At 32.6% G+C, this 24,337-nt stretch carries 23 protein-coding genes, 1 riboswitch and 2 other annotated features (1 of these 26 cut by a window edge); of the genes, 22 read left to right on the forward strand and 1 reads right to left on the reverse strand.

The genetic code is table 11. The annotated features are described in order from the left end of the window. The 22 genes from coaE to ISP02_RS05575 all read left to right on the forward strand — a co-directional run bounded on the left by coaE (position 1) and on the right by ISP02_RS05575 (position 23,638). A complete protein-coding gene (gene coaE / locus ISP02_RS05470) occupies positions 1–615 on the forward strand; it encodes a dephospho-CoA kinase (protein ID WP_195720581.1) in 615 nt (204 codons plus the stop codon). 136 nt (positions 616–751) lie between these two features. Then, positions 752–1,777 (forward strand): type I glyceraldehyde-3-phosphate dehydrogenase, encoded by a 1,026-nt coding sequence (gap, locus tag ISP02_RS05475; protein ID WP_195720582.1) that lies wholly within the window; start codon positions 752–754, stop codon positions 1,775–1,777. A gap of 450 nt (positions 1,778–2,227) precedes the next feature. After that, complete coding sequence (nrdR, locus tag ISP02_RS05480; protein WP_195720583.1) at positions 2,228–2,698, forward strand: transcriptional regulator NrdR; 471 nt, start codon at positions 2,228–2,230, stop codon at positions 2,696–2,698. Beyond that, positions 2,698–4,077 (forward strand): replication initiation and membrane attachment family protein, encoded by a 1,380-nt coding sequence (locus ISP02_RS05485; protein WP_195720584.1) that lies wholly within the window; start codon positions 2,698–2,700, stop codon positions 4,075–4,077. Before nrdR ends, ISP02_RS05485 begins: the two co-directional genes overlap by 1 nt. Next, positions 4,077–4,997 carry a primosomal protein DnaI gene (gene dnaI / locus ISP02_RS05490; protein ID WP_195720585.1) on the forward strand — a complete coding sequence of 307 codons (921 nt, stop codon included), beginning with the start codon at positions 4,077–4,079 and terminating at the stop codon, positions 4,995–4,997. The genes ISP02_RS05485 and dnaI overlap by 1 nt, the downstream gene beginning before the upstream one ends. Before the next feature lie 325 nt (positions 4,998–5,322). Beyond that, complete coding sequence (gene thrS, locus ISP02_RS05495; protein ID WP_195720586.1) at positions 5,323–7,254, forward strand: threonine--tRNA ligase; 1,932 nt, start codon at positions 5,323–5,325, stop codon at positions 7,252–7,254. Between the two features lie 75 nt (positions 7,255–7,329). Continuing rightward, positions 7,330–7,503: riboswitch (Lysine riboswitch) on the forward strand. Positions 7,504–7,654: 151 nt separating this feature from the next. Continuing rightward, positions 7,655–9,154, forward strand: a complete 1,500-nt coding sequence (locus ISP02_RS05500) for an amino acid permease (RefSeq protein WP_195720587.1) — start codon at positions 7,655–7,657, stop codon at positions 9,152–9,154. A 64-nt stretch (positions 9,155–9,218) separates the two neighbouring features. Continuing rightward, positions 9,219–9,345: a sequence feature (ribosomal protein L20 leader region), on the forward strand. A 28-nt stretch (positions 9,346–9,373) separates the two neighbouring features. Beyond that, positions 9,374–9,901: a translation initiation factor IF-3 gene (gene infC / locus ISP02_RS05505; RefSeq protein ID WP_195721835.1), complete on the forward strand. Its 528-nt coding sequence runs from the start codon at positions 9,374–9,376 to the stop codon at positions 9,899–9,901. Positions 9,902–9,928: 27 nt separating this feature from the next. Continuing rightward, positions 9,929–10,129 (forward strand): 50S ribosomal protein L35, encoded by a 201-nt coding sequence (rpmI, locus tag ISP02_RS05510; protein ID WP_061854471.1) that lies wholly within the window; start codon positions 9,929–9,931, stop codon positions 10,127–10,129. Positions 10,130–10,193: 64 nt separating this feature from the next. Then, positions 10,194–10,550, forward strand: a complete 357-nt coding sequence (gene rplT, locus ISP02_RS05515; protein WP_048793476.1) for a 50S ribosomal protein L20 — start codon at positions 10,194–10,196, stop codon at positions 10,548–10,550. A gap of 103 nt (positions 10,551–10,653) precedes the next feature. Then, positions 10,654–11,265, forward strand: coding sequence for an NUDIX domain-containing protein (locus ISP02_RS05520; RefSeq protein ID WP_195720588.1), 612 nt, complete (start codon positions 10,654–10,656; stop codon positions 11,263–11,265). A 14-nt stretch (positions 11,266–11,279) separates the two neighbouring features. Further along, positions 11,280–12,203, forward strand: coding sequence for a hypothetical protein (locus ISP02_RS05525; protein ID WP_195720589.1), 924 nt, complete (start codon positions 11,280–11,282; stop codon positions 12,201–12,203). Between the two features lie 156 nt (positions 12,204–12,359). Then, positions 12,360–13,670 (forward strand): trigger factor, encoded by a 1,311-nt coding sequence (gene tig, locus ISP02_RS05530; protein ID WP_195720590.1) that lies wholly within the window; start codon positions 12,360–12,362, stop codon positions 13,668–13,670. A gap of 190 nt (positions 13,671–13,860) precedes the next feature. After that, positions 13,861–15,123: an ATP-dependent Clp protease ATP-binding subunit ClpX gene (clpX, locus tag ISP02_RS05535; RefSeq protein ID WP_195720591.1), complete on the forward strand. Its 1,263-nt coding sequence runs from the start codon at positions 13,861–13,863 to the stop codon at positions 15,121–15,123. Positions 15,124–15,262: 139 nt separating this feature from the next. Continuing rightward, positions 15,263–15,850: a ribosome biogenesis GTP-binding protein YihA/YsxC gene (gene yihA, locus ISP02_RS05540; RefSeq protein ID WP_195720592.1), complete on the forward strand. Its 588-nt coding sequence runs from the start codon at positions 15,263–15,265 to the stop codon at positions 15,848–15,850. Positions 15,851–16,019: 169 nt separating this feature from the next. After that, on the forward strand, positions 16,020–17,357 hold the full coding sequence (gene hemA, locus ISP02_RS05545; RefSeq protein WP_195720593.1) for a glutamyl-tRNA reductase: 1,338 nt from the start codon (positions 16,020–16,022) through the stop codon (positions 17,355–17,357). 20 nt (positions 17,358–17,377) lie between these two features. Further along, positions 17,378–18,199 (forward strand): cytochrome C assembly family protein, encoded by an 822-nt coding sequence (locus ISP02_RS05550; RefSeq protein ID WP_195720594.1) that lies wholly within the window; start codon positions 17,378–17,380, stop codon positions 18,197–18,199. A gap of 52 nt (positions 18,200–18,251) precedes the next feature. Then, positions 18,252–19,178: a hydroxymethylbilane synthase gene (hemC, locus tag ISP02_RS05555; RefSeq protein WP_195720595.1), complete on the forward strand. Its 927-nt coding sequence runs from the start codon at positions 18,252–18,254 to the stop codon at positions 19,176–19,178. A 17-nt stretch (positions 19,179–19,195) separates the two neighbouring features. Continuing rightward, positions 19,196–19,873 (forward strand): uroporphyrinogen-III synthase, encoded by a 678-nt coding sequence (locus ISP02_RS05560; RefSeq protein ID WP_195720596.1) that lies wholly within the window; start codon positions 19,196–19,198, stop codon positions 19,871–19,873. A 1-nt stretch (position 19,874) separates the two neighbouring features. Then, entirely contained in the window at positions 19,875–20,852 is a 978-nt protein-coding gene (gene hemB, locus ISP02_RS05565) for a porphobilinogen synthase (protein WP_195720597.1), read from the forward strand. A gap of 13 nt (positions 20,853–20,865) precedes the next feature. Further along, positions 20,866–22,149, forward strand: a complete 1,284-nt coding sequence (hemL, locus tag ISP02_RS05570) for a glutamate-1-semialdehyde 2,1-aminomutase (RefSeq protein WP_195720598.1) — start codon at positions 20,866–20,868, stop codon at positions 22,147–22,149. A 415-nt stretch (positions 22,150–22,564) separates the two neighbouring features. Further along, positions 22,565–23,638, forward strand: coding sequence for an AbrB family transcriptional regulator (locus ISP02_RS05575; protein ID WP_195720599.1), 1,074 nt, complete (start codon positions 22,565–22,567; stop codon positions 23,636–23,638). 36 nt (positions 23,639–23,674) lie between these two features. Here ISP02_RS05575 and ISP02_RS05580 read toward each other — a convergent pair whose 3' ends face one another. After that, the gene (locus tag ISP02_RS05580; protein ID WP_195721836.1) at positions 23,675–24,238 is read right to left on the reverse strand and encodes a DNA-3-methyladenine glycosylase I; all 564 of its coding nucleotides are present in this window, start codon (positions 24,236–24,238) and stop codon (positions 23,675–23,677) included. Between the two features lie 57 nt (positions 24,239–24,295). Beyond that, positions 24,296–24,337 (forward strand) — a binding site (T-box leader) (it continues 184 nt past the right edge of the window).

Here is a 24,337-nt window from a genome sequence, read left to right on the forward strand (position 1 = left end):
ATGCCAAAAGTAATAGGTCTTACCGGTGGAATTGCTACCGGAAAATCTACAGTATCAGAAGTTTTATCTGTACACGGCTTTAAAATTGTAGATGCAGATGTGGCTTCTCGTAAAGCAGTCGAAAAAGGTAGTGAAGGCTTAGCAAAAGTTAAAGCTGTTTTTGGAGATGAAGCTATAGATGAAAATGGAGAAATGAATCGTGCATATGTAGGGGATGTCGTTTTTAACCAACCAGAAAAGCGTATGGAATTAAATCAAATTGTTCATCCAATCGTTCATGACATCATGGAAAAAGAAAAAAATGATTATTTGAATAAAGGGTATAATGTTATTATGGACATTCCGTTATTATTTGAAAATGAATTACAAGAAACTGTAGACGAAGTGTGGTTAGTTTATACTTCGGAAAGTATACAAATTGATAGACTAATGGAACGTAATAACTTATCAATGGAAGATGCAAAAGCACGTGTATTGAGTCAAATTTCTATCGATAAAAAACGGAGAATGGCGGATCATGTTATTGATAATAGAGATTCAAAGCTAGACTTAAAACAAAATTTAGAAAGTTTCTTAGTAGAGGAAGGCTATATCGACGGGTCTGAACACTTATAATAAATATGCCATTAGGGTTTTGAAATATAAACGCTAGTGGTATTTTTTAGAATTTTTAAGCAAACGCTTTCATTTTCTTTTTAATATGTTATACTATTTCCTATAAAGTATAACATAAATTTGAGAGGTGCTTTCGATGACGACTAATATAGCAATTAATGGAATGGGTAGAATAGGAAGAATGGCTTTACGTATCGCACTTAAAAATGAAAATTTAAACGTAGTAGCAATTAATGCTAGTTATTCACCAGAAACTATAGCTCATTTAATTAAATATGATACTACTCATGGTACATATGATTTGAAAGTTGAACATAATGAAAATGGCATTAAAGTAGAAGATCATGAAATTAAATTAGTATCTGATAGAAATCCTGAAAATCTACCATGGGAATCACTAAATATTGATATAGTGATAGAAGCGACTGGTAAATTTAACCATGGAGATAAAGCGATTGGTCATATAAATTCAGGTGCTAAAAAAGTATTACTAACGGGGCCATCAAAAGGTGGCGACGTCCAAATGATAGTTAAAGGTGTTAATAATGAAAGTTTAGATATTAATAAGTATGACGTATTTAGTAATGCTTCTTGTACTACAAACTGTATTGGACCAGTTGCCAAAGTATTAAATGACAGCTTTGGTATTGTCAATGGATTAATGACTACTGTACATTCAATTACAAATGATCAAAATAATATTGATAATCCACACAAAGATTTAAGACGTGCACGTTCATGTAACGAGAGCATTATCCCGACTTCTACTGGTGCCGCGAAAGCATTAAAAGAAGTATTGCCGGAATTAGAAGGCAAATTACATGGTATGGCACTTAGAGTACCTACCAAAAATGTATCACTAGTAGATTTAGTCGTAGATTTAGAACAAAATGTAACAGCTGAAGAGGTAAATAATGCATTTAGAGAAAATGATTTAGAAGGTGTTTTAGCCACTCAAGATGCACCGTTAGTTTCTGTAGACTTTAATACTAATCCACATTCAGCAATAATAGATACTCAAAGCACAATGGTTATGGGTGATAATAAGGTGAAAGTAATTGCTTGGTATGATAATGAATGGGGTTATTCAAATCGTGTTGTTGAAGTAGCTGACCAAATAGGACAGTTATTAAATTCTGAAGCAGATGTACTAATTAGTTAATATGGCTTATATTACTAATTATAAAAAGGACTTAAAGATAATGATTATACATAACACGCTACTGCAATTGCAGTAGCGTGTTATGTGTTATGTTGAATTAATGATATTGTTCGCGTAAAATTGACTAGAATTTGGCTCAAGTTTGTAGATATACTTATTCTAATTCTATCTGGCATTACTACTTTATGAAATTATGATATACATTTTAAGTAGATAACTTGAAGTTGTATTAAATGATAGTATACAAATTTAAATTGGAAGGCACTTTAGCGCAATAACTATAAAAATATAAATTCATAAGTGAATATATCCTAAAGGTAGAAATATTTATGCCTAATTTTATTCGAAAAGAAAACATAATGATATACAGTTACCATTATCGACATTCTTTTGTCGTCTAGATATTTATAGTATAATTAATACGAATCAACTGAAGAGGGTGATAGCACAATGAAATGTCCAAAATGTAATTCAACGCATTCACGTGTCGTAGATTCACGCCACGCTGATGAAGTTAACGCGATTCGCCGTCGTAGAGAATGTGAAGTTTGTAATACTAGATTTACAACATTTGAACATATAGAGAAAAGACCACTTATCGTAGTGAAAAAGGATGGTACACGTGAACAATTTTTAAGTGAGAAGATTTTAAATGGTTTAGTTCGTTCATGTGAAAAGAGACCAGTTAGATATGAACAATTAGAAGAAATCACTAATAAAGTCGAATGGCGTCTTAGAGACGAAGGGCGTGCTGAAATCTCTTCTAGAGAAATTGGCGAGTATGTAATGAATTTATTAATGCATGTAGATCAGGTATCATACGTACGATTTGCATCAGTTTATAAAGAATTTAAAGATGTGGATCAACTATTACAATCAATGCAAGGCATTTTATCAGAAAATAAACGGAGTGATTCATAATGGGTTTGCAATCTTCTGACTTTGGATTGAGACCTCAAGATAACTTTAAGGTTATCCGCGATTTTTCCATAAACGAACAACATCTAGATATATTAAATAGACTTTTCACTCCTTTAATAGGTCCTAATGCTATGGGGCTTTATTACTATTTAGATCAATTTGTGATACAAGATTCTGAAATAGTAACAACACATTATGTGATAATGAGTGAATTAAAAATAAATTTAAATGAATTTAGAAAACAAATGGATTTATTAGAGGCAATAGGTTTAGTTAAAAGTTATGTGCGTCATGATAGTAACGATTCATCTTTTGTATACAAACTCATACAGCCACCATCGGCATACCAATTTTTTAGTGATCCAATGCTCTCAATATTTCTATTTAGTGAGGTGGATAAAGAACGTTATTATCAATTGAAAGCTTATTTTGAACAAAATAATCGTTTTAATGTAGAAAACTATCAAGAAATTACGCGTAAATACACTGACGTTTTCAAAGTACCTAATAAAAAATTAAATGATGATGTTACTAGTATTAAACGTGAGAAAGCATATGAAGGATTGAATCTGGCTAAAGTAGATTTTGATTTTGAAACTTTATATGATTTATTACAATCACATTTTATTAGTACTGAAATTATTAATGCAGATGCTAAGGCTTTAATTACGCAACTAGCTACTTTATATGGTTTAACACCTGAAGCGATGAAAAGCGTTATCTTAAAGTCAATAACAAGTGCACAGCAACTGTCATTTGAAGATATGCGCAAATACGCAAGAACTTATTACCTAATGGAACACGAACAACACTTACCCTCATTACAACTAAAACAGCATAGTGCACCTAAATTTGACAATAATAATAAAAACAGTGCTGAAGAAGATCGATTGGAGCAGTTAAATCGCGTAAGTCCTATCGAAATGTTAACCTCTTGGAAAGGCTCAGATATTAGCTTAGATGAAAAGAAATTAGTAGAAGAGTTAGTAGAAAGGGAGCAATTATCATTTGGTGTAATTAATATATTATTACAATTTGTGATGCTAAAAGAAGACATGCGATTACCGAAAAATTACACATTAAAAATTGCATCACATTGGAAACGTAAAGGTTTAAAGACTGCACAAGAAGCAGAACCTTTCGCTAAAAAAATGAATGAAGAAGAGCAACAACAAAAGTCTCAACGCACCTATAAGCAACCACGAGCAAATTTAGTATCAAAAGAAATGACGCCTAAATGGTTACTAGAAAGAGACGACAGTATTAACCAATCTCAAAAGGAATCTAATAATCAAACGATGATAGATGATACAGAGCATGAAAAAGAACGTGCTGCTTTTTTAGAACATTTAAAAGAAAGATGGGGGGATGATGACTAATGAAAAGCTTTGAAAATATTATGGGAGAGTCAAATGACTTAACTAAACGTATAGCAAAAATCAAACAAGAAGTAGTTAGTGACAAAGATGTCAAAGCATTTTTGACAGAACATCAGTCTGAACTAACTAACGCCATGATAGACGAAGATTTAAATGTGTTACAAGAATATAAAGATCAACAAAAGCATTATGATGGTCATCGTTTTGAGGATTGTCCGAACTTTGTCAAAGGGCATGTACCAGAACTTTATATTGAGCATAATCATATTAGAATCCGCTATTTACAATGTCCTTGTAAAATTAAGCACGATGAAGAAAAATATAATGCTCATTTAATCACATCTCACCATATGCAACGCGATACTTTAAACGCCAAATTAAAAGATATCCATATGGATGGCAAAAGATTAGAAGCTGCGATGAAAGCTGATGAAATATGTAATGAAATAGCTAACAATAAGACAAGTGTTAAGGGGCTATACCTATACGGACAATTCGGTACAGGTAAATCGTTCATATTGGGTGCTATAGCGAATCAACTAAAAACTAAAAAAATCGCATCTACCATTATTTACTTACCAGAATTTATTCGTACACTTAAGAGTGGATTTAAGGACGGTAGTTTTGAATCTAAACTTGCTACTGTACGTGAAGCGAATATATTAATGTTAGATGATATAGGTGCAGAAGAAATCACGCCATGGGTTAGAGACGAAGTTATTGGTCCAATATTACATTATAGAATGGTCCAAGAGTTGCCGACATTCTTTAGTTCAAATTTGAGTTTTAAAGAACTCGAACATCATTTATCCGTCACGCGTGACGGCACAGAAAAAACGAAAGCAGCTAGAATTTTAGAACGTATCAAAACATTAGCGACACCTTACTATTTAGAAGGTAAAAATTATCGCGATGTTTGAAAAATTTAATAAATATTGTATAATAAAATCAAATCTAAATTAAAGCGAAATAAATTGAGGACACGATAAATTATTCACTGATATCCAGAAAGTCATTACTAGATGAGAATATGACTATCACACTAACTTTATTACTCCCTCAAGTACAGTGTTTGTAATGAACACTCGGCTCAAGACCGTTATCTTAAGTAGAGTTTATATTAGACGATTAATATATCGTTTAATATTTTATTAGGGTGGTACCACGAAGACCTCGTCCCTTTTTGGGGACGGGGTCTTTTTATTTCGTTTTATTCAGAGCAAGATTTAATAGGAGGGTTTAACTATGGAACAAATAAAAATTCAATTTCCAGATGGTAATCCAAAGGAATTCGATATAGGCACAACTACAGAAGACATAGCGCAATCTATAAGTCCTGGATTACGAAAAAAAGCAGTTGCTGGAAAATTCAATGACAAATTAGTAGATTTAACTAGACCACTTGAATCAGACGGAAGTATCGAAATCGTAACGCCAGGTAGTGAAGAAGCATTAGAAGTGTTAAGACATTCTACAGCTCATCTAATGGCTCAAGCTTTAAAACGTTTATATGGAGATGTGAAATTTGGCGTAGGTCCTGTAATTGAAGGTGGATTTTATTATGACTTTGATATGGACGAATCCGTTTCATCTGATGATTTCGAAAAAATAGAAAAAACTATGAAACAAATCGTTGAGGAAAATCACAAAATAGTACGTAAAGTGGTATCCCGAGATGAAGCAAAAGCATTCTTTAGTGATGACCCTTATAAATTAGAATTAATCGAAGCAATTCCTGCTGATGAAAATGTTACATTATATTCACAAGGTGAGTTCACTGATTTATGTCGCGGTGTACATGTGCCGACTACATCTAAAATTAAAGAATTCAAATTATTGTCTACTGCTGGTGCATACTGGCGAGGAGATAGTAACAATAAAATGTTACAACGAATTTATGGTACTGCCTTCTTCGATAAAAAAGACTTAAAAGCCCATTTAAAAATGTTAGAAGAACGTAAAGAACGTGACCATAGACGTATTGGTAAAGATTTAGAATTATTTGCTAACAATCAGCTGGTCGGTGCTGGTTTACCACTATGGTTGCCGAATGGCGCGACAATTCGTCGTGAAATTGAACGTTATATAGTAGATAAAGAGATTAGTATGGGTTATGACCACGTATACACACCAGTAATGGCAAATACTGACTTATACAAAAAATCAGGCCACTGGGATCATTACAATGAAGATATGTTCCCTACAATGAAACTTGATGAACAAGAAGAAATGGTATTACGACCAATGAATTGCCCTCATCATATGATGATATATGCGAATAAACCGCATTCATATCGTGAACTACCAATTCGTATTGCTGAATTAGGCACAATGCATCGCTATGAAGCAAGCGGTGCAGTTTCAGGGCTGCAACGTGTACGTGGAATGACTTTAAATGATGCGCATATCTTCGTTCGACCTGATCAAATTAAAGAAGAATTTAAACGCGTTGTTAATCTTATCATCGATGTGTATGAAGATTTCGGTTTCGAAAATTATAACTTCAGATTAAGTTATAGAGATCCTGAAGATAAAGAAAAATATTATGATGATGACGACATGTGGGTAAAAGCTGAAAGCATGTTAAAAGAAGCGGTGGACGAATTAGGGTTAGAATATACGGAAGCAATTGGTGAAGCAGCATTCTATGGTCCAAAACTAGATGTACAAGTACAAACTGCTATGGGTAAAGAAGAAACGCTTAGTACAACTCAATTAGACTTTTTACTACCTCAAAAATTTGACTTAACTTATATTGGTAACGATGGAGAACAACACCGCCCAGTAGTGATCCATAGAGGTGTCGTATCAACTATGGAAAGATTTGTTGCCTTCTTAACTGAAGAAACTAAAGGTGCTTTCCCAACATGGTTAGCGCCTATGCAGGTTGAAATTATTCCAGTAAACGTTGATTTACACTATGATTATGCACGTAATTTACAAGATGAGTTAAAATCTCAAGGTATAAGAGTCGAAATTGATGATCGTAATGAAAAAATGGGTTATAAAATTCGTGAAGCTCAGATGCAAAAAATTCCATATCAACTTGTAGTTGGTGATAAAGAAATGGAAAACAATGAAGTCAATGTACGTAAATATGGTTCACAAGATCAAGAAACTGTTGAAAAAGATGACTTTATCTGGAATTTAGTAGATCAGATACGCTTGAAAAAATAAAGATAGTATTGAAACAAATCAATTATTCATGTATATTGATGATTAGTGAAATAATAAAAATTAAAATTTAATATACTTTGAGTTAGAGGTTGCATTTTTAATGAGTAACTTTTCAATGGCTTAATGGAGCCTAGATTGAAACAGCAAAAGGTAAAAATGCCGAAACACAAAATAACCATTATTATTATGTGTTGGGTCAGTCACCGATAAGGCGCTGGACTGTCACATATGTGATGTGCTACCTATTTTGATTGATAACACAACGGTTGCATATCGAAAGGTATGCAACCATTTTTTATTTTTAATAGTATAACTACATAGGTTGACATTTACTTTAGGAAATTTTTAATTTATTTCTGTTACAAAGTAAACCTCTAAGCAATACAGAAAGGAAGCTACTATGGAAAAAAATGGTAATCAACATGATGGCGGAGTTAAAAGAGGACTGAAAGATCGCCATATTTCAATGATTGCAATTGGGGGATGTATCGGTACTGGCTTGTTTATGACATCTGGTGGAGCGATACATGATGCAGGTGCTTTGGGAGCGTTACTTGCCTACGCAATAATCGGAGCAATGGTGTTTTTCTTAATGACTTCTCTAGGAGAAATGGCTACATATCTTCCAGTATCAGGCTCATTTAGTACTTATGCTACAAGATTCGTCGATCCTTCTTTAGGATTTGCTTTAGGTTGGAATTATTGGTTCAACTGGGTAATCACTGTTGCAGCTGACGTAACAATAGCTGCGCAAGTTATTGAGTATTGGACACCATTGCATGCTCTACCTGCATGGGGATGGAGCAGTTTATTCTTAATAATTATCTTTGGTTTGAATGCATTGTCTGTACGTGTTTATGGTGAAAGTGAATATTGGTTTGCTTTAATAAAAGTGGTTACAGTAATCATTTTTATCATTATTGGATTATTAACAATAGTAGGGATTATGGGTGGTAAATTTGTTGGATTTGAAACATTTACCCAAGCTCAAGGGCCAATACTAGGAAATGGTTTAGGCGGCAGCTTGCTAACTATATTAGGTGTGTTCTTAGTGGCAGGATTCTCGTTCCAAGGTACAGAATTAATTGGTATCACTGCTGGTGAATCTGAAAACCCTGAACGAGCAGTGCCAAAAGCTATAAAACAGGTTTTCTGGCGTATTTTACTATTTTATATTCTAGCAATTTTCGTAATTGGTATGCTAATACCTTATAATAGTTCAGCATTAATGGGCGGAGGAGACGATGTTGCAACTTCACCATTCACTTTAGTATTTAAAAATGCTGGCTTAGCATTCGCAGCATCATTTATGAATGCAGTTATACTAACATCTGTATTATCGGCAGGTAACTCAGGTATGTATGCTTCTACGCGTATGTTATATTCTATGAGTAAAGATAAATTAGCATTTCCAGTTTTTGCAAAAACTAATAAAAGTGGTGTGCCCTATGTTTCGCTGTTAGTGACTGCAGTCATTGTAATAGCAATATTTGTCTTACAACACATTAGTGGAGATGCATATGAATACATCGTAGCCGCTAGTGGTATGACTGGATTTATAGCTTGGGTTGGTATCGCAATTAGTCACTATCGTTTTAGAAAAGCTTTTGATAAACAACATTATGATAAATCCATATTAAAATATAAAGCTAAATTATTCCCGTTTGGTCCAATATTTGCAGGTATTTTATGTGTGATCGTAATAATTGGGCAGGACGTAGACTTTATTCAAACAGGACATTTTAATCTAAATCGATTTGTTGTCACATATATGGGAATTCCAGTATTTTTAGCGTTTTTCATTTATCATAAATTACGTTATAAAACTAAGATAATACCTTTAGAAAAAGTTAATCTTAGACAAGACGTTGATATGGAAGAAATTAAAACTCATAAATAAATAAATAAAAAGCTATTGACTTATGTCTTAATCGTTGCTATGATTAATAACGTTGAATACGAAACGAACCAAGTAGAAGCTCCCGCTTCTCACCTGTAGCGACGCAAAGGCAGTTGGCAGGTCCAATAATACATGTAATAACATGTGTAGAGCAGAGCGGGTATAATTTATACGCGCTCTGTTTTTTTTACTTGGCATAATTTCGTAAATTTCATGGAGGTGTCAACCATAGCTAAAGATCAAACTCAAGTAAACGATAAGATTCGTGCAAAAGAATTAAGATTAATCGGTCAAGATGGTGAACAAATTGGTGTTAAATCAAAAAGTGAAGCATTAGAAATGGCCGACCGTGTAGGTTTGGACGTTGTAGTCGTTGCGCCAAACGCTAAACCACCTGTTGGTAGAATTATGGATTACGGTAAATACAAATTCGAACAACAGAAAAAAGAAAAAGAAATGAAGAAGAAACAAAAAACTATAAGCTTAAAAGAAATACGTTTAAGTCCAACGATTGAAGAACATGACTTCCAAACAAAACTTAAAAATGGTCGTAAGTTCTTATCAAAAGGGGACAAATGTAAAGTTTCTATTCGTTTTAGAGGTAGAGCAATTACACATAAAGAAATTGGACAAAGAGTTTTAGAAAAATTCGCTGAAGAATGTAAAGATATCGCTTCAGTTGAACAAAAACCTAAAATGGAAGGTCGTCAAATGTTCATTATGCTAAGCCCTACAGCTGAAAAATAATATTCAAATCACAGGAGGAAATTTATCATGCCTAAAATGAAAACACACCGTGGAGCAGCTAAACGTGTTAAAAGAACTGGTTCAGGACAATTAAAACGTTCAAGAGCTTTCACATCTCACTTATTTGCAAATAAAAACACTAAACAAAAACGTCAATTACGTAAAGCTAAGTTAGTTCATAAATCTGACTTAAAACGCGTAAAACAATTATTAGCTTACAAAAAATAATTATCTAGCATAAAGTTAGCATACACATTATATAGCATTAACATATTTTGAGGAGGAATTTATTATGCCACGAGTAAAAGGTGGAACAGTAACAAGAGCTCGTCGTAAAAAGACGATCAAATTAGCAAAAGGTTACTTTGGTGCGAAACGTACATTATATAAAGTAGCAAAACAACAAGTTATGAAATCAGGTCAATACGCTTTCCGTGACCGTCGTCAAAGAAAACGTGACTTCCGTAAATTATGGATTACACGTATCAATGCAGCTGCACGTCAACATGACATCAGCTATTCAAGATTGATGAACGGCTTGAAAAAAGCTGAAATCGATATTAACCGTAAAATGTTATCTGAAATTGCTATTTCAGACGACAAAGCATTCGGTGAGTTAGTAACAAAAGCTAAAGACGCTTTAAAATAATTAATAAAAAAGAGATGTGGCGATTGCTACATCTCTTTTTTATTTTAAGTTATATGCTAGATTTGATAAAATAACTACGAAGTCAAACATGAAGGAGATACATATGTCTAAATTCGACGAACGCATTATAGTAGTACCTCGCAATATATTATTTGATGAAGAGCAGAATCAATTTAATGGATTTTTATCTAATGATAGTACAAAAGGACAAGATATCTTTAACGTACTTACTAACTATGAGGTTAAACGCAGAGGTGATATGGAAGAAGATCCAAGTTATAAGCAATTAATCTCTTATTGCTTATTAGAAAATGAAGACGGGCAAATATTAGTTTATGAGAGACTTTCTGGTGGAGGAGAAAATCGACTGCACGGTCAATCATCAATTGGAGTCGGTGGTCATATGAATGATGTTGTTGGTGCTGATACGATTAATGAAGTATTACGTACTAATGCGCAACGTGAACTTGAAGAAGAAGTCGGGTTACCCACAGATAAATCGCAAAATTTACAATACATAGGTTTTATTAATGATGATACGAATGAAGTTGGAGAAGTTCACTTAGGTGTCGTATTTAAAATAAAAGTAAGTTCACATGATATTGAAGTACAAGAGACAGATACTTTAAAAATTAAATGGATTGAACAAGGAAGTATTGATAATTACGATGATTTTGAAACATGGAGCTCTTTAATTTTAGAAGCTATACAATAGAGGTGAATAGCCATATGTCAGACATCATTCCTTTTCCGCGTTCACGTGACAAGTTAATAAGGGACATCAAAATTGCATTTAATAAAAACTATTTAGATGAAGTATACGAGCTTTTCGATATTTTTGAACAACAATTCGAAATGGATGAAACTTTGTCATTATTGAAATGCGCGACATTACATGAGTTAGGTTATTATTTAGAATTAAGAGAAGAAACTATCATCTTATTGAAGCAAGGTTTTAACAATTATGATGAATTAGTATTGTTTTATGTAAAAAGCTTAAATAATTTAAAGCAATATATAGAAGTTGTAGAAGTGATTAATCAAATTATAGATGAAGTTCAAAACCATCAAACAAGAATGGAACTTTATCCTATAAAAGAATACGCACTTAGCCAGCTAGAACAATATAATAAAGTAGCGGGCGAAAAATTACAGCAATTTGATGAATTATCATTAAGAGAACAAATTAATACGATTTTAAGTTTAATTGATAATAACCAATATAATTATAAAGAATCTGTCGTTAATTTAATAAATAATTTAAACTTGCAACCGAATGTTGTTAGCATCATGTTAGAGTATTTAAGGTTTGCACAGTACGACTCTAATATTCAAATTTCTAAATTTGGTTACGATATTAACGTGATACCAAGTAATTTAGTTGGTCTAGAACATACACAACTTAAACAACAAATTATTCCAAATGTGATTCAATTAATGGAAGAAGATGCAACACAGTTAATAAATGAAGCAGCACATGTTATGAATAATCACGCGATACTATTATATCCGCTCGATATTCATGACATAGCTTCTTCTGAGGAATGGGTCATGACTTATGAACATTATTTCAAATCGATGCTAGGGATTGCACAAGGACAGGAACATAATGAAATTAAAAACTTAATTTTAAAAATGGATAATTTAACATAATTATTAAATTATAATGTGGGTATACAAATAAACATAGTATGAATAAGTAATCATTTATTTCACCTATAAAACATCTGGGTTTGTGTACCCACTTGTCGTATGGTATACTAATGAAGTTGAAAAATTAAAATAGGATAATCATGGAGGTTTTTATACATGACAGCAACTTGGGAAAAAAAGGAAGGTAACGAAGGAATATTATCCGTTACAGTTCCAGCAGAAAAATTAGACAAAGCATTAGATCAAGCATTCAAAAAAGTAGTAAAACAAATTAATGTGCCTGGTTTCCGTAAAGGTAAAGTACCACGTCAAATATTCGAACAACGTTTTGGTGTAGAAGCACTTTATCAAGATGCGGCTGATATTTTATTGCCAGAGGCATATGGTGAAGCTATAGATGAAACTGGTATTAAACCAGTGGATCAACCTGAAATCGATGTTCAACAAATTGAAAAAGGTAAAGATTTTAAATTTGATGCTACAGTTGTAGTTGAACCTGAAGTTCAATTAGGAGACTATAAAGGTCTTGAAATCGAAAAACAAAATGCTGAATTAACTGATGAAGAAGTTCAAGAATCTATCGATCATCAATTAGGTCATTTAGCTGAAATGGTTGTTAAAGAAGACGGTGCTGTTGAAGATGGCGATTCAGTAAACATTGACTTCGATGGTTATGTTGATGGAGAACAATTCGAAGGTGGCCAAGCTGATGGTTACGACTTAGAAATTGGTTCAGGTACGTTTATCCCTGGATTCGAAGAACAATTAATTGGTGTCAAGACTGGGGAGGAGAAAGACGTAACAGTTACTTTCCCAGAAGAGTATCATGCAGAAGAATTAGCTGGTAAAGAAGCTACATTCAAAACTAAAGTAAACGAAATTAAAGCTAAAGAAGTACCTGAATTAACTGACGAAATTGCTAACGAATTAGATTCAGAAGCAAACTCAGTTGATGAGTTTAAAGAGAATACACGTAAACGTTTAGCTGAACAAAAAGAAACTGATGCAGAAAATGCTCAAAAAGAAGAAGCAATCAACAAAGCTGCTAACAATGCTAATATCGATATTCCAGAAGCAATGGTTAACACTGAATTAGACCGTATGGTTCAAGAATTTGGTCAACGTATGCAACAACAAGGTTTAAATTTAGAAACTTACTACCAAATTTCTGGTCAAGATGAATCTCAATTGAGAGAACAAATGAAAGACGACGCAGAAGAACGTGTTAAAACAAATTTAACATTAACTGCTATCGCTGATGCAGAAAACGTTGAAGTTTCTGATGAAGATATCGATAAAGAATTAGAAAAAATGAGTGGTCAATTTAATATCTCAGTTGAAGATATTAAACAAACTTTAGGAAGCACTGACATTGTTAAAAATGATGTACGTATCCAAAAAGTTATCGACTTACTTGTTGACGAAGCAAAATTAGTAGAACCTGCTAAAGAAGACGAAGAAGCATAAGGTTAATATCTGAGCAAATTGTTTTTGGTTTCGAATGTAAAGCTGTATAATATAAAAATATTGAGTGGCAGATGCATTAATCATTGATGTATCTGCTTCACTATTTTTATGCAAATATTTTGTAAAATGAACTATTTGCATATTAAAATGCTATCTAGTATAGTCTTTATGGAATAGGGGTGTAAATAGAATGTTCAAGTTCAATGAAGATGAAGAAAATTTAAAATGTTCTTTCTGTGGTAAAGATCAAGATCAAGTAAAGAAATTAGTCGCTGGTAGTGGCGTATATATATGTAACGAGTGTATAGAATTATGTTCAGAAATTGTCGAAGAAGAATTAGCTCAGGCTGAACCAGAAGGTTTAACAGAGTTACCTACACCAAGAGAAATTATGGATCAATTAAACGATTATGTTATTGGACAAGAAAAAGCTAAAAAATCTTTAGCTGTGGCTGTATATAATCATTACAAACGTATTCAACAATTGGGACCTAATGAAGATGAAGTTGAATTACAAAAAAGTAATATAGCGCTGATCGGTCCAACCGGTAGTGGTAAAACATTATTAGCACAAACATTAGCCAAAACATTAAATGTGCCATTTGCTATTGCAGACGCAACTAGCTTGACCGAAGCTGGTTATGTAGGTGACGATGTAGAAAACATCTTATTACGTTTAATTCAAGCAGCTGATTTCGATATAGATAAAGCTGAAAAAGGTATTATTTATGTCGATGAAATCGATAAGATTGCACGTAAATCAGAGAATACTTCTATTACTAGAGATGTTTCTGGTGAAGGTGTTCAACAAGCATTGCTTAAAATATTAGAAGGAACTACTGCAAGCGTACCTCCTCAAGGTGGACGTAAACATCCGAACCAAGAATTAATTCAAATTGATACTTCAAACATTTTATTCGTTTTAGGTGGTGCCTTTGACGGTATTGATGAGGTTATCAAGAGAAGACTTGGTGAAAAAGTAATTGGTTTCTCTAGTAGTGAAGCTTCTAAATATGATGAAGATGCTATTTTAGAGCAAATTAGACCTGAAGATTTACAATCATATGGTTTAATTCCTGAATTTATTGGTCGTGTACCTATCGTAGCTAACTTAGAAACATTAGACGTTGAAGCATTAAAAAATATTTTAACACAACCAAAAAATGCGTTGGTTAAGCAATATGTTAAAATGCTAGAACTAGACGATGTCGAATTAGAGTTTACTGAAGGTGCATTAGCAGCGATTAGTGATAAAGCAATCGAAAGAAAAACGGGTGCACGTGGTTTACGTTCAATTATTGAAGAAGCACTAATTGATATCATGTACGACGTGCCATCTTCTGACGGTGTTGTCAAAGTAGTAATTACTGAAGACACTATTAATGAAGAGAAAAACCCTGAATTGTATGATAAAGATGGCAATTTAGTTAACAATGAACAAACTTCTGCGTAATTATATAGATTAGCAAGCTGAGACATGATATTGTCTCAGCTTTTTTTTACATAAATATTTAAATTTACTTAAACGCATCGCAAAATAAAGCATTGTATACTATAATGAATGAGTTAAACAAGTAGAAAGTGGGTCAATAATGAATATTAATCCTAATGAAATTGAAATAATAATAAGTGCAGTTAACCAATCACAATACCCTGAAACAGGTTTAAGTGAAGTAGCCTTGAGTGGGCGTTCTAATGTAGGTAAATCTTCATTTATCAACAGTATGATAGGTAGAAAAAATATGGCACGTACGTCTCAACAACCTGGTAAAACACAAACGTTAAATTTTTATAATATTGATAATCAACTTGTGTTCGTTGATGTACCTGGCTATGGTTATGCTAAAGTGAGTAAAAAACAACGTGCAGCATTTGGCAAAATGATTGAACAATACATTACGCAAAGATCTTCTCTTAAGCTCGTCATACAACTTGTAGATTTAAGACACAATCCCACAGAAGACGATATATTAATGTACGATTTTTTAAAGTATTATGAATTGCCAACACTAGTTATTGCAACAAAAGAAGACAAAATTGCTAAAGGTAAGGTTCAAAAACACCTTGATAATATCCAACAAAAATTACAAATGGAGCCTTCTGACAACATAATTAGTTATTCTTCAGTAAAAAATAATAAGCAAAAATTAATTTGGCAAACTATAGAAAATTATCTATAATAATTATTAATTAATAATTATTATTCGAAATCATAAGAATAAAATGCTTAATTTTGACAAATATTTGAATTTAATAATAATTCTTCTAATTTACATGGGCAACTTGCTTAACTCATGAAACAGTTATGTTATAATTTAATTATTGTAATATGTATGGAGGGCGTTATAAATGCATTTTATTGCGATTAGTATAAATCATCGCACAGCAGATGTAGCATTAAGAGAAAAAGTTGCTTTCAAAGACAATGCCATACACGTAGCTAATGTTGACTTATTTGAGACGAAGTCTATTTTAGAAAATGTAATAGTATCCACATGTAACCGTACAGAAGTATACGCAATTGTAGATCAAATACACACTGGTCGCTATTATATTCAAAGATTTTTAGCGCGTTCATTTGGTTTTGATGTCGAAGAAATCAAAGAAATGACTGAAGTACACATTGGGGACGACGCAGTTAATCATTTAATGCGTGTGGCTTCAGGTTTAGACTCTATCGTTTTAGGAGAAACACAAATTCTTGGTCAAGTTAGAAACGCGTTCTTTATTGCCCAACAGGAAGCAACAACAGGTACTATATTTAATCATTTATTTAAACAAGCAATAACTTTTGCTAAAAAATCACATAATGAAACTGATATAGCAGATAACGCAGTTAGTGTATCTTACGCTGCTGTAGAACTCGCTAAAAAAGTATTTGGTAAATTAGTTAATAAAAAGGCTGTTGTTGTAGGTGCAGGAGAGATGAGCGAACTGTCACTGTTAAATTTATTAGGTTCTAATGTTAATGATATTACTATTGTTAATAGAACGACTAAAAATGCCGAATTACTAGCAAATAAGCATGATGTAAATTATGCTATGGTCGAGCAATTACCAGAATTATTAACACAAGCAGATATTGTGATTAGTTCAACGAGTTCCGAAGAGTATATGATTACTAACGATATGATGACTCGCATAACTGGACACAGAAAGGTTGACTCACTCGTATTGATTGATATTGCAGTTCCTAGAGACATTGATCCTGAGGTCGGTCATTTTACAGATGTATTTAGTTATGATGTAGATGATTTAAAAGGTTTAGTAGATGCAAACTTAAAAGAAAGACAAATGGCTGCAGATTCAATTGCACAAAATATTCCAAATGAAATTGCTAGTCACAATGAATGGGTTAATATGTTAGGAGTTGTACCAGTCATTAGAGCTTTAAGAGAAAAAGCAATGACGATTCAATCAGATACTATGGATAGTATTGATAGAAAACTACCAAATTTAACTGAACATGAGCGAAAAATCGTGTCCAAGCATACGAAAAGCATAATTAATCAAATGTTAAAAGATCCAATTAAACAAGCGAAAGAGTTAAGTAATGATAAAAGAAGTAACGAAAAATTAGAGCTATTTCAAAATATTTTTGACATTGAGGCTGAACATTCATATCCAGAAAAAAGTAAAAAAACTAAAACTGAGGATAAATTAAGTCGCATTTTAAGTTTTGAATAAGCCCGTTAAATGGTGATGCTATGCAAGATGGTCTATTTATAAGATTCCATGAAATTATTTTATTTATTTATTTTGTTAGTATTTCTTGTTATTTTTATGATTTTTTCAGGAAAAATTTTAAGATAAGACGTTTAGGGTTTATTTCTTTAGGGATTGTTTGGGTGTTACAAACAATCTCTTTGTCTTTATTTATAAATCAAACAAGGTCTGTGCCGCTAAGTAATATTTTTGATATCTTATTTATAATAACTTGGTTGATTATTTCGATTTCAATAGTCATTAGTGTGATTAAACCTATCGATTTTTCTATATTTTTGTTGAATTTGGTCGGCTTTGTGTTAATTGCATTAAACACTTTCCAACCTATGAATTATTTTGAAAAAGGTCAACAGGTAACAGTTATTAATGAACTACTGATTGTTCATATTAGTTTTGCAACAATGAGTTATGCGCTCTTCACTTTAGCTTTCGTGAATTGTATATTATATTTAATACAGTATAATAATTTGAAACAAAAGCGATTTACTCAAAAATATTTTAGATTAGGTAGTGTCGCTACATTAGAACAAATTGTTTTTTATAGTTCTTTAGTAGGCTTTATTTTATTAATCTTAAGTCTGATTTTAGGCGCTCAATGGGGAATGAATACAATAGGTATTACTACCTTAGTTGACAAAAAAGTTATTTTTTCATTTATTATCGCCATACTATATGCAGTATATATACTATTTAGAGTTAAACAATACCAAACAAAACATAAACTTATATATTTCAATATTATCTTATTCTGTTTATGCATGATAAATCTATTATTCGGTTCAAGTATTTCAAGTTTTCACTAATAAATACATTGAAGATTACATGTTTGTAAAGAAAAGGTGGAACAAATAAAAAATGCGAAAATTAGTCGTCGGTTCACGTAGAAGTAAATTGGCTTTAACACAAAGTCAGCAATTTATAGATAAACTTAAATCGGTAAATCCTGACTTAGAAATTGAGATTAAAGAGATAGTTACAAAAGGCGATCAAATTGTCGATAGACAGCTTTCGAAAGTTGGCGGCAAAGGATTATTTGTTAAAGAGATTCAACAAGAATTATTTAATCATGACATAGATATGGCAATTCATTCATTAAAAGATGTGCCTAGCGTAATACCAGATGGATTAACGCTAGGTTGTATCCCTGATAGAGAAATTCCATTTGATGCTTATATTGCCAAAAATCATGTTACTTTAGAAGATTTGCCAGATGGTAGCATTATTGGAACGAGTTCATTAAGACGTGGAGCTCAAATTTTGGCTAAACACCCTAATTTAGAGATAAAATGGATTAGAGGCAACATAGATACCCGCTTAAATAAATTATACAATGAAGATTATGACGCTATAATTTTGGCAGCTGCAGGGCTCAAACGTATGGGTTGGTCTGACGATATTGTAACTACTTATTTAGATAAAGATACTTTAGTTCCAGCGATTGGTCAGGGCGCTTTAGGTATCGAATGTCGTGCAGATGATACTGAATTGCTAGATTTATTATCTCAAGTTCATAACGAAGAAGTAGCTCATTGCGTAGCAGCAGAACGCACCTTCTTAAAAGAGATGAATGGCAGTTGCCAAGTACCTATCGGTGGTTATGCTACTATTGATAATGAGGGCACTATTGAATTTACTGGGTTAATCATGAGTCCAGATGGCTCTGAAAGATATGAACATACAGTGCATGGTAAAGATCCTGTCGCCTTAGGTAAAAAAGTAAGTGACGTGCTTAATGAACAAGGGGCATATGAAATTATTAAAGCACTAAATGAAGAAAACTAACCGTTTGAGGTGAAAAAATGAAACCAGTTATTGTGATGACGCAAACGAGTAATTATACAAATGATAAGGTGACGATTATTCATTTACCAATGATTAAAATTGAACCATTATCTTTTGATAAATCATTACTTGAATCACATTTTGACTGGCTTATTTTTTCGTCCAAAAATGCTGTGGCTAATTTTTATATGTATTTAAAGGATGTACATGTTGAAAATATTGCAGTAATTGGAGAAAAAACAAAAGCTTATTGCAATTACTTAGGTATTAAAGTAGATTATTGTCCCAGTGATTATTCACAAGAAGGGTTACTAAATTATTTTCAAAATATAACTAACCAATCTATCTTAATACCTTCAAGCGCCCAAGCACGACCTAATTTGCAAGATGAACTAAGTCATAGAGGGGCGAATGTTGTTAAAATTGATTTATATCAACCAGTGCCATTTAATGAAAACATATATAAATTACAACAGTTAGTTAATGATAACCAAATTGATGGCGTAACATTTGCGAGTTCCTCTGCAATAAGGTATTTTTTTAATGAAGCAAATGTTAATAAAGAACAAATTAAATGTTACGTTATAGGTCAACAAACATTTAACACCATTAAACAGTTTGATATCAACGCGCCCATAGCAGACATACAGACATTAGATGCATTAGTAGAAAAAGTATTAGAAAGTAGGGAGTAAAATGGAATTTGATAGACATAGAAGATTACGCACATCAAAAACATTAAGAAATTTAGTTAGTGAGACACATGTACACAAAGAAGATTTAATTTACCCGATATTCGTCGTTGAACGTGATAACGTTAAAGAAGAAATTAAATCAATGCCAGGCGTTTACCAACTTAGTTTGAACATTTTAGATGAAGAAATTAAAGAAGCTTATGACTTAGGTGTCAGAGCAATTATGTTTTTCGGTGTCCCTGACGAAAAAGATGCAGAAGGCACAGGAGCATATGACCATAACGGTATAGTGCAGCAGGCTACTAGAAAAGCTAAAGCACTTTATAGCGACTTATTAATTGTTGCTGATACTTGTTTATGTGAATATACTGATCACGGTCATTGCGGTGTTATAAATGAACATACACACGATGTTGATAACGATCAATCACTTCCTTTACTTGTCAAAACAGCAATTTCACAAGTAGAAGCTGGTGCTGACATTATTGCACCAAGCAATATGATGGATGGTTTTGTTACTGCGATTAGACACGGTCTTGATGATGCTGGTTATGAAAATGTACCGATTATGAGTTATGGTATTAAATATGCTTCAAGCTTTTTCGGACCATTCCGTGATGCTGCAGAATCTACACCACAATTCGGTGATCGTAAAACTTATCAAATGGACCCAGCTAACAGACGGGAAGCCCTAAGAGAACTAGATAGTGATCTAGCTGAAGGTGCTGACATGATGATAGTGAAACCTGCGTTAAGCTTTTTAGATATTATTCGTGATGTACGTAACACTACAAATGTACCAGTTGTTGCCTACAACGTAAGTGGTGAGTATAGTATGACAAAAGCTGCTGCTCTAAATGGTTGGATTGATGAAAAAGCAGTCGTAATGGAACAAATGATTTCTATGAAACGTGCTGGTGCTGACCTAATCGTCACTTATTTTGCAAAAGATATTTGTCGTTATTTAGACGAACAATAAGGAGGAATTTTTAATGCGTTACGAAAAATCAGTACAACAGATGGAAGTCGCCAAAGATTTAATGCCAGGTGGAGTAAACAGTCCAGTTAGAGCATTTAAATCTGTAGATACACCTGCCATCTTTATGGACCATGGTGAAGGCTCAAAAATCTACGATATAGATGGTAATGAATATATTGATTACGTATTAAGCTGGGGACCTTTAATTTTAGGTCATAAAAATAAGCAAGTTATCGAAAAATTACATGAAGCCGTAGATAATGGTACGAGCTTTGGTGCATCAACGATTAAAGAAAATGATTTAGCGCAAATTGTAATCGATAGAGTTCCTTCTATTGAAAAAGTTAGAATGGTATCTTCAGGAACTGAAGCGACATTGGATACTTTAAGATTAGCGCGTGGCTATACAGGTCGTAATAAAATAGTTAAATTTGAAGGCTGTTATCATGGGCACAGTGATTCCTTACTTATAAAAGCTGGTTCTGGTGTTGCTACTTTAGGTCTACCAGATTCACCAGGAGTACCAGAAGGCATCGCTAAAAATACAATTACTGTACCTTATAATGATTTAGATGCAATTCGTACAGCTTTCGAACAATTTGGTGATGATATTGCAGGTGTTATTGTAGAACCCGTCGCAGGTAACATGGGTGTAGTGCCTCCAAAAAATGGCTTTTTACAAGGTTTAAGAGACATTACCACTGAATATAGTTCGCTGTTAATTTTTGATGAAGTCATGACTGGTTTCAGAGTTGGTTATAACTGTGCCCAAGGCTACTTTAATGTAACGCCTGATTTAACGTGTCTAGGTAAAGTTATTGGTGGGGGCCTACCAGTTGGAGCATTTGGTGGTAAAAAAGAAATTATGGATCAAATTGCTCCTGCAGGCGATATTTATCAAGCCGGTACATTATCTGGTAACCCGTTAGCGATGACAAGTGGCTATGAAACGCTTAGTCAGTTAACTCCAGAATCTTATGATTATTTTAATCATCTAGGTGATATATTAGAAAATGGTCTTAAAGAAGTCTTTGCGAAACACAATGTTCCGATTACAATAAACCGTGCAGGTTCTATGATAGGTTACTTCCTAAATGAAGGCCCTGTTACTAATTTTGACGAAGCTAATACAAGTGATTTAAATTTATTTGGTGAAATGTATAGAGAAATGGCTAAAGAAGGTGTATTCTTACCGCCTTCACAGTTTGAAGGAACATTCTTATCTCTTGCGCATACTGAAGAAGATATTAATAAAACAATACAAGCATTCGATACTGCATTAAGTAGAATTGTTTAATCATAAATAAATTTTGTTAGTTTAAAAAGTAGTTACTTAATGTAACTACTTTTTTATTATACAAATTAAACATATATTTAATTGCATTATATAAAATTAAATAAGGAACGAATTTAGCTATGTTAGATGCCGTTGATGCGGCTGAAGCTCATGAGTTGTTTAAATTATGTTTAGGCTCATCATCACAAAATGGACTAATTGAACTATTTAAGTGTAATGTTTAATAATAACAACACACATGTATCTCAAACAAAAAATAAAAACTTATCTTTAGTTTTCGTTTAGAAGATGCTTTTATCATATAAAAATTAATTGTAATGAGTTATAAAACGTTAATAATAATATGATACAATCAATTTAAATAGTGTGAATTTCAGCTAAAGTAAAGCTATTATAATGAAAGTTGAGTTTAGATATGACAAAGTATTTTCGTAATAATATCATTGTTTTGATTTTAGCTATTTTAATTAGTTTGTTATTACAGGCAGCACATATTTTACTACCTTTTATGTTTGGACCAATTATAGCAACTATTATAGCTACTAAAGTATTACATTTAGAAATAAAATGGCCATCTTGGCTTAGTGAGTTAGGATTAATATTATTAGGGGTGCAAATAGGGTCAACTTTTACTAAAAATGTCATTTATGATATTAAAGACGATTGGTTTTCAATAGTACTTGTAACCATATTATTATTAATCTTATCATTAATCATTGCTTTGTTATTTAAAAGAATAGCACAAGTTAATACCGAAACAGCTATTTTAAGTGTCGTTCCAGGGGCATTAAGCCAAATGTTAGTTATGGCAGAAGAAGATAAAAATGCAAATATTATGGTAGTGAGTTTAACTCAGACATCACGCATTATATTCGTAGTAGTATTAGTACCGTTTATCTCTTATTTCTTTAAAGCACCAAGTAGTAGTCATTCTAGTAGTACAGAAGCGCATCATAATTTAACACAAGCATTGTCGTTACCCAATATATTAACGCTCATTATTTTAATTATTTTAGTTTATTTTGTTATGGGTAAAATTAATTTTCCAACGAAGCAGATGTTGGCACCAATAGTTGTATTAATAGTATGGAATTTAATCACTGGTTTAACATTTACTTTAGATAATTACATTATAGCTGGTGCACAAATAATATATATGATTAGAATCGGTAGTCAAATATCAAGATTATTAGATCAAATGAAAGGTAGAATTGCTGTCGCAATAGCTGTACAAAATGTCTTGCTCATTCTGTTAGCACTAGTAATGGTTTACGTTATTTCACTATTTACTAATAATACAATTAATGATTTATTTCTAGGTGCTGCACCAGGAGGAATGAATCAAATTGTTCTAGTAGCTATTGAAACTGGTGCAGATGTGCCAATGATTTCAAGTTATCACATCTTCAGAATTTTCTTCATTCTCTTTTTAATTGCGCCGCTATTAAATTATTATTTACGCTATCGTGCAACAAAAAAACATAAGTAAGCTATTACAAACCTTACTTATGTTTTATTGTGGTGATTATTTAAGATTATTCGGATTGCTAGGACATGATTTTAAATGAGCGTTATATAAACCAGCTGCTTCTAAAAATGAGAAAACAGTGACTGGGCCTAAGAATTTAAAACCATAGTTCTTTAGTTTTTTTGAAAGTTGCGTTGCAGTTTCATCTACTGTAATACGTTCACTAGGCTTTTCGTATTGCATATCGTATGGTTGATGATTGACGTATGACCATAAAAATTCACTAAAACTACCATAATCCTTTTCTATCGCAAAATAGCCCTTTGCTTGATTTACTATCGCTTCTAATTTTTTTCTGTTGTGAACGATGTTAGGAAAGTTCATCAAGTTATCAATATCTTGTTCCGTCATTTTAGCAACTTTTGCTGGGTCAAAATTATAAAAAGCTTCTTCATATGCTTCTTTCTTTTTCAATATCGTAAGCCACGATAAACCAGCATGTTGAGATTCTAATGCCATTAATTTAAATAACTGCAGACTATCATATAGTGGTTGTCCCCATAGATTATCATGATAATCTATATACGTAGGGTCTTTTGTGCCGAACGCGCAAGGATTCATAAATTCACTCCATTTCATTGACTTATTGTCCTTTACATTATACTATAATTAAGTAAATCAAATTAGTCTATTGGGAAGAGTAAATACAAAGAAATTTTT

Source organism: Staphylococcus durrellii (assembly GCF_015594545.1).
GTDB lineage: Bacteria > Bacillota > Bacilli > Staphylococcales > Staphylococcaceae > Staphylococcus > Staphylococcus durrellii.